At 74.1% G+C, this 11,109-nt stretch carries 11 protein-coding genes; 7 read left to right on the forward strand and 4 right to left on the reverse strand.

Annotation, left to right across the window (positions count from 1 at the left end; genetic code table 11):
* Window positions 1–118: 118 nt before the first annotated feature.
* The 4 genes from ACZ56V_RS06195 (at window position 119) to ACZ56V_RS06210 (ending at window position 5,821) form a co-directional block, all read left to right on the forward strand.
* On the forward strand, window positions 119–805 hold the full coding sequence (locus ACZ56V_RS06195) for a vancomycin high temperature exclusion protein (RefSeq protein WP_398911102.1): 687 nt from the start codon (window positions 119–121) through the stop codon (window positions 803–805).
* Window positions 806–908: 103 nt separating this feature from the next.
* On the forward strand, window positions 909–3,041 hold the full coding sequence (locus tag ACZ56V_RS06200) for a molybdopterin oxidoreductase family protein (RefSeq protein WP_398911100.1): 2,133 nt from the start codon (window positions 909–911) through the stop codon (window positions 3,039–3,041).
* A gap of 128 nt (window positions 3,042–3,169) precedes the next feature.
* Window positions 3,170–4,813, forward strand: a complete 1,644-nt coding sequence (locus ACZ56V_RS06205) for a M4 family metallopeptidase (protein ID WP_468939707.1) — start codon at window positions 3,170–3,172, stop codon at window positions 4,811–4,813.
* Window positions 4,814–4,891: 78 nt separating this feature from the next.
* Window positions 4,892–5,821, forward strand: a complete 930-nt coding sequence (locus tag ACZ56V_RS06210; RefSeq protein ID WP_104634876.1) for a LysR family transcriptional regulator — start codon at window positions 4,892–4,894, stop codon at window positions 5,819–5,821.
* Here ACZ56V_RS06210 and ACZ56V_RS06215 read toward each other — a convergent pair.
* From ACZ56V_RS06215 to ACZ56V_RS06225, 3 genes are all read right to left on the reverse strand, one after another.
* Window positions 5,770–6,513: an SDR family oxidoreductase gene (locus tag ACZ56V_RS06215; protein WP_468939711.1), complete on the reverse strand. Its 744-nt coding sequence runs from the start codon at window positions 6,511–6,513 to the stop codon at window positions 5,770–5,772. The two genes, ACZ56V_RS06210 and ACZ56V_RS06215, sit on opposite strands and share 52 nt — an antisense overlap.
* Before the next feature lie 65 nt (window positions 6,514–6,578).
* Complete coding sequence (locus tag ACZ56V_RS06220; protein ID WP_467377939.1) at window positions 6,579–7,346, reverse strand: SDR family oxidoreductase; 768 nt, start codon at window positions 7,344–7,346, stop codon at window positions 6,579–6,581.
* Between the two features lie 145 nt (window positions 7,347–7,491).
* Window positions 7,492–8,079: an NADPH-dependent FMN reductase gene (locus ACZ56V_RS06225; RefSeq protein WP_398911093.1), complete on the reverse strand. Its 588-nt coding sequence runs from the start codon at window positions 8,077–8,079 to the stop codon at window positions 7,492–7,494.
* A 165-nt stretch (window positions 8,080–8,244) separates the two neighbouring features.
* On the opposite strand from ACZ56V_RS06225, the gene ACZ56V_RS06230 reads away from it, so the two are divergent.
* The 3 genes from ACZ56V_RS06230 to ACZ56V_RS06240 all read left to right on the forward strand — a co-directional run bounded on the left by ACZ56V_RS06230 (window position 8,245) and on the right by ACZ56V_RS06240 (window position 10,248).
* Window positions 8,245–8,778: a hypothetical protein gene (locus ACZ56V_RS06230; RefSeq protein WP_468939716.1), complete on the forward strand. Its 534-nt coding sequence runs from the start codon at window positions 8,245–8,247 to the stop codon at window positions 8,776–8,778.
* A 118-nt stretch (window positions 8,779–8,896) separates the two neighbouring features.
* Window positions 8,897–9,529 carry a class F sortase gene (locus tag ACZ56V_RS06235; RefSeq protein ID WP_104634881.1) on the forward strand — a complete coding sequence of 211 codons (633 nt, stop codon included), beginning with the start codon at window positions 8,897–8,899 and terminating at the stop codon, window positions 9,527–9,529.
* Between the two features lie 227 nt (window positions 9,530–9,756).
* Window positions 9,757–10,248, forward strand: a complete 492-nt coding sequence (locus ACZ56V_RS06240; protein ID WP_398911089.1) for a hemerythrin domain-containing protein — start codon at window positions 9,757–9,759, stop codon at window positions 10,246–10,248.
* A gap of 48 nt (window positions 10,249–10,296) precedes the next feature.
* Here ACZ56V_RS06240 and ACZ56V_RS06245 read toward each other — a convergent pair whose 3' ends face one another.
* Window positions 10,297–11,079, reverse strand: a complete 783-nt coding sequence (locus ACZ56V_RS06245; protein WP_121704708.1) for a sulfite exporter TauE/SafE family protein — start codon at window positions 11,077–11,079, stop codon at window positions 10,297–10,299.
* Window positions 11,080–11,109: the final 30 nt, after the last annotated feature.

Genomic DNA, 11,109 nt, shown 5'->3' on the forward strand with positions numbered 1-11,109 from the left:
GGGGATTTTCCGTCGGTCCACACGGCACCGTCCCCCTCGTGTGAGCGGTGCCGGGTGAACCGGACGGCCCGCCCGGGCGTCCCCTCTGGCAGGGACCGACCGGGGAGGGGACCGTCCGATGCGCCGCCCGAGACTTCGCAGACCGCGTCTGCCGCGCACCCGGAAGGGGCAGCGGCGGCTGGTCCGGGCGGTGATGGCCGGGTGCGTGCTGGCGCTGCTGCCCGCCGCGTGGCTGCACGTCGTGACGGACGACCGGCTGCGCACCGCCGCCGACGTGCCGCGCACCGAGGTCGCCGTCGTCTTCGGGGCCGGGCTGTGGGACGGGGAGCCGTCGCCGTACCTCGCGCACCGGCTGGACGCGGCGGCGGAGCTGTACCGGGCGGGGCGGATCGAGGTGGTGCTGGTGACCGGGGACAACAGCCGCGAGGAGTACGACGAGCCGGACGCCATGCGCGCCTACCTGGTCCGCCACGGTGTGCCCGACGGGCGGATCGTCGGCGACTACGCGGGCTTCGACACCTGGGACTCCTGCGTCCGGGCGAAGCGGATCTTCGGCGTCGACCGGGCCGTGCTGATCAGCCAGGGCTTCCACATCCGGCGGGCGGTCGCCCTGTGCCAGGAGGCGGGGGTGGCCTCGTACGGCGTCGGGGTCGACGACGCGCACGACGTGACCTGGTACTACGGGGGCGCCCGGGAGATCCTCGCGGCGGGCAAGGCGGCGCTGGACGCGGTCTTCGAGCCGGACCCGCACTTCCTCGGCCCGAAGGAGCCGGGGGTGGCGCGGGCCCTGGCCGGCGCCGGGTGACGCGTCCCTCACCGTGCCCGCGCGGCGGCGGGGAGGTCGCCGTCCCCGCGGCGTAACAGGGCGCCGTCCGGCCGCGTAACACGCAAGCCGCAGGCTGGGCGGCATGCAGAACACCGGCACGCACACCACCGCCGCCCCGGGCACCGCCACACCCACGCCCACGCACTGCCCGTACTGCGCCCTGCAGTGCGGAATGAATCTGACGCCCGTCGAGGGCGGGACCGTCGAGGTGTCCGAGCGGACGGACTTCCCGGTGAACCGGGGCGCGCTGTGCGGCAAGGGCCGTACCGCGCCGGAGGTGCTCGCGCCGGGCGCGCGGCTGACCTCGCCGCTGGTGCGGTCGGACGACGGCGCGCTGGTGCCGGCCGGCTGGGACGAGGCGCTGGACCGGATCGCCGGGAACCTGGAGCGCACGCGGGCCCGGTACGGCGCGGACGCGCTCGGGGTGTTCGGCGGGGGCGGGCTGACCAACGAGAAGGCGTACGCACTGGGCAAGTTCGCCCGGGTGGTGCTCGGTACCTCGCAGATCGACTACAACGGGCGGTTCTGCATGTCGTCGGCCGCGGCGGCCGGGACGCGGGCCTTCGGGCTCGACCGGGGGCTGCCGTTCCCGCTGGAGGACATCCCGAGGACCGGGTGCGTGATCCTCGTCGGGTCGAACCCGGCGGAGACCATGCCGCCGTCCCTGCGGTACTTCACCGAACTGCGGGAGAACGGCGGCACGCTGATCGTCGTCGACCCGCGCCGGACCAAGACCGCCGAGCAGGCCGACCTGCACCTCGCGCCCCGGCCCGGGACCGACCTCGCCCTCGCGCTGGGCATGCTGCACCTGGTCGTCGCCGAGGGCCGGGTCGACGAGGCCTACGTCGAGGAGCGCACGTCCGGCTGGGAGGAGGCGCGGGCGGCGGCGATGGCGCACTGGCCGGAGCACGTGGAGCGGATCACGGGGGTGTCCGTTCCCGAACTGCGGGAGGCGGTAAGGCTGTTCTGCGCGCCGGAGGCGGCGATGGTGCTCACCGCGCGCGGGCCCGAGCAGCAGGCCAAGGGCACGGACACGGTGGGCGCGTGGATCAACCTGTGCCTGGCGACCGGGCGGGCCGGGCGGCCCCTGTCGGGGTACGGCTGTCTGACCGGGCAGGGCAACGGGCAGGGCGGGCGCGAACACGGCCAGAAGGCCGACCAGTTGCCGGGCTACCGCAAGCTGACCGACCCGGCGGCGCGGCGGCACGTCGCGGAGGTGTGGGGCGTGGACCCCGACGCGCTGCCCGGCCCGGGGCGCAGCGCGTACGAGCTGCTGGACGCGCTGGGCACGGACGTCAGGTCGCTGCTGGTGATGGGGTCCAACCCGGTCGTCTCGGCGCCCCGCGCCGCGCACGTCGAGGGGCGGCTGCGGTCGCTGGACTTCCTCGCCGTCTGTGACGTGGTGCTCTCCGAGACGGCCGAACTGGCGGACGTGGTGCTGCCGGTGACGCAGTGGGCGGAGGAGACGGGGACCACGACGAGCCTGGAGGGGCGGGTGCTGCTGCGGCGGCGCGCGATCACGCCGCCGGACGGGGTGCGCGGCGACCTGGAGGTGCTGCACGGTCTGGCCGGGCGGCTCGGCGTGGAGAAGGGCTTCCCGACCGGGCCCGAGGAGGTCTTCGAGGAGCTGCGGCGGGCGAGCGCGGGCGGCCCGGCGGACTACTCCGGGATCGACTACCGGCGGCTGGCGGAGGAGAACGGCGTGTTCTGGCCGTGTCCGGCACCGCCCGCGGGCGACGACGCCGGGTCCCACCCGGGCACCCCGCGCCTGTTCCTCGACCGCTTCGCCACCGAGGACGGCCGGGCCCGTTTCGTGCCCGTGACGCACCGGCCGAGCGCCGAGGAACCGGACGACGAGTACCCCGTGCTGCTGACCACCGGCCGGGTCGTGGCGCAGTACCAGTCCGGGGCGCAGACCCGGCGGGTCGCCGAGCTGAACGCCGCCGCGCCGGGCCCGTTCGTGGAGCTGCACCCGCGGCTGGCGGCGCGGCTGGGGGCGGCCGAGGGCGATCCGCTGGCGGTCGTGTCCCGGCGGGGGCGGGCGGTGGCACCGGCCCGCATCACCACCGGCATCCGGCCCGACACCGTGTTCATGCCCTTCCACTGGCCCGGCGAGGGCCGCGCCAACACGCTGACCAACCCGGCCCTGGACCCGACCTCGCGGATGCCGGAGTTCAAGGTGTGCGCGGTGCGGGTGGAAACGGTGACGTCCTAGCGGCGTCATCCTCTCCTCCCATGATCTCCACGTGAGCGCTATGGACATGTCATGTCCCGGGTTCTTGAATCCGAGTCAGGCACCAGCGCCCGCAAGCGCCGAGAGGCGCGCCCGTACCGAGGAGATCGATGAGCCGAATACGGCACGTCAACGGTTCCCGTCTTGTCCTGGCCGGTACCGCCGCCACCACCGCGACCCTGCTCATCGCCGCCCTCGCCCCCGGCGCCACCGCCGCCGGCCGCCCGACCCCGGCCGCCGCCCTCGACCACGCGGCGGCGGCCCTGTCGGACCACGCCGCCGCCCTGGACCTGACGGACGTCCAGGACACCGAGGTCCGCGACGTCATCGTCGACGAGGACGGCACCCAGCACGTCCGCTACGACCGCACCTACCGGCAACTTCCCGTCCTCGGCGGTGACTTCGTCGTCCACCTCGCCCCCGACGGCGGCTTCCGCGGCGCCGACCGCGCGACGGACACCCCGCTCTCCCTGCCCACCGTCACCCCGAAGCTGTCGGCGCCCAGGGCCGCCGACCTGGCCGCGAACGCGCTGCGCGCCGCCAACCCGGGCGAGCTGCTGAAGAGGCTCACCGCCAAGTCCGAGCTGGTCGTCGACGCCCTGCACGGCGCCCCGAAGCTGGCCTGGCGGACCGACACGGCGGCGCTGGACTCCCTCGGCAACCCGGTCGCGCGCACCGTGCTGACCGACGCGGGCACCGGCGCCCGCATCGACGCCTGGGACACCGTCGAGTCGGCCTCCGGCGACGGGAAGTCGCTGTACGGGGGCACGGTGCCGCTGGAGACGACGCGGAACGGGTCGTCGTACCAGCTCAAGGACGCGACGCGCGGCGGCACGTACACGGGTGACGCGGAGAATCAGACCGACCTGTGCTTCCTCACCCTCTGCCTGGTGCGGGCGCCCGCGACGCTGTTCACCGACGCCGACGACCACTGGGGCACGGGCAAGGCGGACGACCGCGCCTCGGCAGCGGTGGACGCGCAGTACGGCACCGACGCCACCTGGGACTACTACGAGGACGTCCACGGGCGCAGCGGCATCGCGGGCGACGGCAAGGGCTCGTACAACCGCGTGCACTACGGCACCCGGTACAACAACGCCTTCTGGGACGACGGTTGCTTCTGCATGACGTACGGCGACGGTGACGGGACGACCTTCGGGCCGCTGGTCTCGCTGGACGTCGCCGGGCACGAGATGTCGCACGGGGTGACGTCGAAGACGGCGGCGCTGACGTACTCGGGCGAGTCCGGCGGCCTGAACGAGGCGACCTCGGACATCTTCGGCGCCCTGGTGGAGTGGCACGCGGACAACTCCGCCGACCCCGGGGACTACCTGATCGGCGAGAAGGTCGTCCGGGACGGCTTCGGCCGGGACGCCCTGCGCTACATGGACCGGCCGAGCAGGGACGGCAGCTCGGCCGACTGCTGGAGCACCTCGCTGGGCGACCTGGACGTCCACTACTCCTCCGGCGTCGCCAACCACTTCGCCTACCTGCTGGCCGAGGGCAGCGGCGCGCGGACCGTGGGCGGCGTGGCCTACTCCTCCCCGACCTGCGACGGCTCCACGGTCTCCGGGATCGGCCGGGACAGGCTCGGCGACATCTGGTACCGGGCGCTGACGGTCTACATGACCTCGTCCACCGACTACGCGGGCGCCCGCGCCGCCACCCTGAGCGCGGCCGGTGACCTGTACGGCACCGACAGCGCCGAGTACGCCGCGGTCGGCGCGGCGTGGAGCGCGGTGGACGTGGGCTGACCCCCGGTCGTCCGGCGCCCGTCCCCGCCGCGCTCGCTTACGCTTGCGGCGAGAGCACGAACGAGGGGACGGAAGCCGATGAGCCTGAGGCAGTTCGAGTACGCCCTGGCCGTCGCCGAGGAGGGCTCGGTGACGGCCGCGGCCGAGGCGCTGCGCGTCGCCCAGCCCTCGGTGTCCCAGCAGATCCGCGGTCTGGAGCGGGACCTCGGCGTGGAGCTGTTCTCCCGCACCCCGGCCGGTCTCGTCCCCACCGTGGCCGGCCGCGCCTTCCTGCGGGACGCGGAGATCGCGGTGAACGCGGCCCGCCGGGCGCGGGCGACGGCGCGGGCCGGCGCCGAGGAGCTGGCGGGCGAGGTGGTGGTCGCGGTGCAGATGGGCCTGGGCACACGGCAGCTGCCGGGCGCCCTGAGCGCGCTGCGCCGCCGCTTCCCGCGCCTGGAGGTCACCGTCTTCGAGGAGCCGAACCCCACCGAGCTGGAGCGGCTGGCCCGCGGGGGCGTGCTGGACCTCGCCATCATGGCCGGGCCGTGCGACGAGGGCCTGTACGACGGCCACCACCTCGGCGACGAGGAGTTCGTCGTGGTGCTGGCCGCCGGACACCCGCAGCTCGCCGCGGACCGGGTCGCGCTGCGGGACCTGGAGCGGGAGCCGTGGGTGCGGTTCGACCCCGCCAGCGCCCTGGACGGCGTCCTGGTGGAGGTGCTGCGGGAGAACGGGCTCGCCCCGACCACCGTCGCCCGGGTCTCCCAGACGGCGACGGCCGTGCGCTGGGCCGCCCACGGCCTCGGGGTGACGTTCGTCCCGGCGTCCGCGGTGCCGCCCGGTCACGAGCACCTGGTGCGCCCGGTGTCCCCGGCCGTGTCCCAGCCCGTCGTCGCCGCGGTCCGGCCCGGCGCGGGCCCGGCGGAGACGGCGCTGCTGGAGTTCCTGCGGCAGGAGACCTGGTACCGGTTCGCTCAGAGCTGGGTGACGCCGCCGTCCACGGCCAGCTCGGCGCCGGTCGTGTAGGTGGCGTCGAAGGCGAGGAAGGCGGCGGCCCGGGCGATCTCCTCGGGGGTGCCGAAGCGCCGCATGGGGTTGTCCGCGACCCGTTCCGCCTTGAACCGCTCGGCCTCCTCGGCGGTCATCGTCGCGTCCAGGGCTCCCGTGTCGACGGGGCCGGGACTGATCGCGTTGACCCGGATGCCGCGGGGCAGCAGCTCACGGGAGAAGCTGCGGGCCATCGAGCGCAGCGCCGCCTTCCCGGCCGCGTAGACGCTGGTGTCCGCCATGCCGACGACGTTCGCGACCGAGGTGGTGAGGACGACGCCGGCGCCCGTGCTCAGCAGCGGGGCGAGCTTCTGCACGGTGAACCAGGCGCCCTTGACGTTGATCGCGAACAGCTCGTCGTACGCCTCCTCGGTCGTCGACGCGAGCGGCGTGAGGGTCGCGACGCCGGCGTTGACGAACAGGGCGTCGACCGTGCCCAGTTCGGCTTTCACGCGGTCGGCGAGAGCGTCCAGGTCCGGCAGTGAGGCCACGTCGCCGCGGACGGCCACCGCGTTCTCGCCGAGCCGCTCCCGCGCGGTGTCGAGCGTGGCCTGCGAACGGCCGGTGATCACGACGCGGGCTCCGCCGCGCACCAGCAGTTCCGCCATCGCGAAACCCATTCCACTGCCGCCACCCGTGATCACTACATTCTTGTTGCTGTACATACCCATTTCCGGACCCCTTTTTCGCAGGCTTTTCCAGCTTCACATTTCTTCGGAGGCCGACCCCCGGAATGTCAGCTCCTGGGATATTCCCCGCCGTCCACGGCTAGGTTGGTCCCGGTCACCCAGCCCGCCCGGTCGGACACGAGGAACAGCACCGCGTGGGCGATGTCGTCGGGCAGGCCGTCGCGCCCCAGCGGGGCGGTGCCGCTCGCGGCGGGTCCGGCGTCGAGGCTCGCCCAGTGCTCCCGGGTCTCCTCCCCGCCGGGGGTGGAGGTCCGGCCGGGACTGACGGTGTTGACCCGGACGCCGGAGGGGGCCAGCGTCGCGGCCAGTCCGGCGCTGTAGTTGTCCAGCGCCGCCTTCGCCGCCTGGTAGTGCAGGAACGGGGGTGCGGGGGGCGCGACCGCGGCCGAGGAGATGTGCACGATCGCCCCCGAGCGACGTTCCCGCATGCCCGGTACCAGGAGCGAGTTCAGCCGGACCGACGCGAGGAGGTTCAGGTTCAGCGTGTCCAGCCACTCCTCGTCGGGGATGACCAGGCCGTCCTTGTGGGGCCGCGCCCCGCCCGCGTTGTGCACCAGGATGTCCACCCCGCCGAGCGCCTCCCGCGCGGCCCCGGCGAGCGCCTCGGCGCCGGCGAGGGTCCGCACGTCCGCCTGCACGAAGCCGGCCCCTTCCGGCGCCGGGCCCGTCGCCGACCTGGCGGTCGTGATCACCTCGGCGCCGGCGTCCAGGAGCCGGCGCACGACGGCCGCTCCGATTCCGCGCGTACCGCCGGTGACCAGGGCCCGCTTTCCCGCGAGTTCCCTGTTTTCCGACACGTTTTCCTTCGCGGCCATGGCGTTTTCCCTTTCACCTTCGCATGATTACCTCCACACGGTAGGTCCGGAAATTGAGGGAAGGCAAAGACGAAATTGCAGCGGCTGCCATAGGAAGCTCCTATGGCGTCCGCGGCTATGACGTCCTACGGCGTCCGACGGCGTCTCACGCGCCGTCGTAGGGCCGCCGCTCCTTCGCCTCCCGCAGGGCCCGCCCCCACCACACCAGCTGGTCGAGCATCGTCTTGGCCGCCGCGTCCGGGCCGGACGGGTCCCTGAGCCTGCCCTCGTCGTCGAAGGACGCGCCCGCGTTGTGGAAGGAGACGGTGTCGCGGACGGTGACGGCGTGCAGTTCGGCGAAGACCTGGCGCAGGTGCTCCGCGGCCCGCAGACCGCCGGCCAGGCCGCCGTAGGAGACCAGGCCGACGGGCTTGGCCCGCCACTCGGTGAAGTGCCAGTCGATGACGTTCTTCAGACCCGCCGGGAACGAGTGGTTGTACTCGGGGGTCAGCACGACGAACGCGTCGGCGTCCGCCAGTTTCGGGGTGATCTCCGCCAGCGCGGCGGTCGTTTCCGGGGTCGGGGCCAGGGTCGTGGGCAGGTCGGTCCCGGCGACGTCCACCACCTCGGGGACCAGGTCGTCGTGGGCCCGGAGGTGGTCCAGGAGCCAGTCGGCGACGACGGGGCCGAAGCGGCCGTGGCGGTTGCTGCCGACGAGCAGGGTGACGCGGAGCGGTGCGGTCGTTGTGTCCATGCGGGAGAGCCTGGTACCTCAAGTTTGCTTGAGGTCAAGCCGCCCCGCTCCCGGGCTCGTCCGGCGGCACCGGTCACCCGTTCACACCCGCTCGGGGGGCGGGCCGGGCCCGGTGCCACTTTCCTCGGTAGGGCAGGGGCCACCGAAGAGCTCAAAGGAGCACCGATGCGACGTACCGCCCGCCTGCTGACCGGTACCGCGCTCGCCGCCGCGGCCGTCGGTCTGACCACCGCGGCCCCGGTGTACGCCGGGGAGAGGGTCGTCACCGGCGGCCTGGCGGTGTATCCGTCCTCGGTCGTGCCGGGCGAGCGGGCCGTGGTGACGACCGCGGTGTGCGGAAAGGGTGGCGCGGCGGCGGGGGACGCCAGCGCGGTCGGCGCGGGCGCGTTCCCGCTGGCGCCGGGCACGGGCGAGGGCGGGGCGACGGGGCACTTCGAAGTGCCGCCGAGCGCGCAGCCGGGGACGTACGAGATCGTCGCGACCTGTGGGGACGACGAGCGGCGGGTGACGGGCGACCTGGTGGTCACGCTCACCTCGGCCGCCGAGCAGGTGTACCCCAGAGGAAGCGTGAAGACGGGGGTCGGCGGCGCTCTTGGCCCCGATCCCGTGCAGACCGCGGCCGGCGTGGCGGCTCTCGCCGTCGCCGCCGCGGGCGGTACCTGGCTCCTGCATCGCCGGGCGAGAGGCGACGGGATCTGACGGGCACCCTCCGCTGCCCGTCCGCCGGTACCGCACTTCCCCACCCCCTCCGGGTCCGACGCCCCTCGCGGCCCGGAGGGGGCCGGGGTTCCCAGGGACGCGAGGGAGAGGGGACGTCATGCGCAGGGTCAAGGACACCGCGATAGCGGCCGTCACCGCGGTCGCCCTCTGCTCGGGCGGCTGGCTGCTGCTCGGCGGCGGCGGTACCGACGCTCCGCCGCAGCCGTCGGCCGCGCAGTCCGGCACCGCCGACCGGACCGGGCCGGCCGGCCGGGGCGCCGCCGCACCGGCGCTGCCGCCCTCCCCGCCGGACCGCGTCCGCATCCCGGCGATCGGCGTGGACGCCCCGCTGACGGGCCTGGGCCTGACCGGGACGGGCAGCCTGGACGTGCCGCCCGCCGAGAAGAAGAACCTCGCCGGCTGGTACGAGGCCGGCACCACCCCCGGCGAGACGGGCACCGCGATCGTCGCCGGCCACGTGGACAACGCCGAGGGCCCCGCCGTCTTCTACCGGCTCGGCGCACTGGCCAAGGGCGCGACGATCGAGGTCGACCGGCGCGACGGCGGCGTCGCGGTGTTCACGGTGGACGCGGTCGAGGTCTACGCCGCCGACGCCTTCCCCGACGAGAAGGTCTACGGCGCCGCCGACCGCCCCGAACTGCGCGTCATCACCTGCGGCGGCCCCTACTCACGCAGTACCGGCTACCAGGGCAACGTGGTCGTCTTCGCCCACCTCACCGGGAGCCGGTGACCGCCGGGGGGCCGAAGGGGACGGGGAGCGCGGCACGGCGAGGGGGGCACGGCGAGGGCGCCGGGGCACTCGCCCGGGAGGCGGCGGGCGACGGCGGTGGTCGAGCGGTCCGTCGGTCCGTCGGTCCGTGAGTGCCCCGGCTTTCCCGCGTCCCGGGCCGTTGCGACGGGGCGGTTCGGGGTATCCGGTGCTCGCACGTCGACTTCATGAGAGAACGGTGTCCAGTCATGGCCGAAACCCGGGACGTTGTCGAACTGATCCTCCGCGACCACCGGAAGATGGAGGACCTCTTCCGTTTGATGCGCAGCGTCGAGGCCGACCGCGCGGCCGCCCTGCGGGAGTTCGCCGACCTGCTGATCGCGCACGCGGAGGCCGAGGAGGCCAAGGTCTACCCGGCGCTCAAGCGGTACAAGAACATCGACGACGACGAGGTCGAGCACGGCGAGCACGAGCACGAGGAGGGCAACGAGGCGCTCCTCGCCCTCCTGGAGGTCGAGGAGGTCGGCTCCGAGGAGTGGGACTCGAAGCTGGAGGAGCTGGTGGAGGCCGTCACCCACCACGCCGACGAGGAGGAGCGCACCATCCTCAACGGGGCGCGCGAGAACGTCGCCGCCGAGCGGCGGGAGGAGCTGGGCGCGGCCTTCCTGGAGGAACGCGAGCGCCTGCTGAAGGACGGCTGCGGCGACGTCGACAACGTGCGCCGCATCGTCCGGTCCTGACCCCGCCGCCCCGCCCTCCGGCCCGCGGCGTGGGCCGGAGGGCGGGGGCTACGCCACCCACTGCTCGTACGCCAGGTTCGCCACCAGGGCGAAGACCACCGTCAGCAGGACGACGCGGACGAAGCCGCTGCCCTTCTTGAGGGCGGTGTGGGCGCCGAACATGCCGCCGGCCAGGTTGAAGGCGGCCATCAGGACGGCCAGCTGCCACAGGACCGCGCCCTGCCAGGCGAAGGTGGCGAGGGCGCCCGCGTTGGTGCAGCAGTTGACGATCTTGGCGGTGGCGGACGCCGTCACCAGGTCCAGGTGGAGCAGCGCGGTGAGGGCCAGGACCAGGAAGGTGCCCGTGCCGGGGCCGATCAGGCCGTCGTAGAAGCCGATGCCGAGGCCGGCGAGGCCGATCGCGGCGAGGATCTGGCGGCGGGTGGCCGGGCCGGTGGCGGGCGCGGTGCCGAAGGCGGGGCGCAGGATCACGAAGGCCGCGACCGCGAGCAGCACCACCATGATCACCGGCTTGAGCACCTCGGTGCTCATCCCGGCCGCGAAGAACGCCCCGCCGGACGATCCGGCCAGCGCCGCCAGGCCGATGCGTACGGCGGTGCGCACGTCCACCGGCGCCTTGCGGGCGTACGTCACCGCCGCGCCCGTGGTGCCGACGATGGCGACCGCCTTGTTGGTGCCCAGCGCGTGCGCGGCCGGGGTGCCGGCGGGCAGGCCGAGCAGCAGGGCGGGCAGCAGCAGGAGGCCACCGCCGCCGACCACGGCGTCGATCCAGCCGGCCGCGAGTGCGGCGAGGCAGAGCAGGACGACCGTGGTCAGCGATATGTCGGGCATGATCATGACCTTATGGACGGGATGAGTGTG

It is taken from the genome of Streptomyces sp. NPDC034099, from assembly GCF_055575415.1.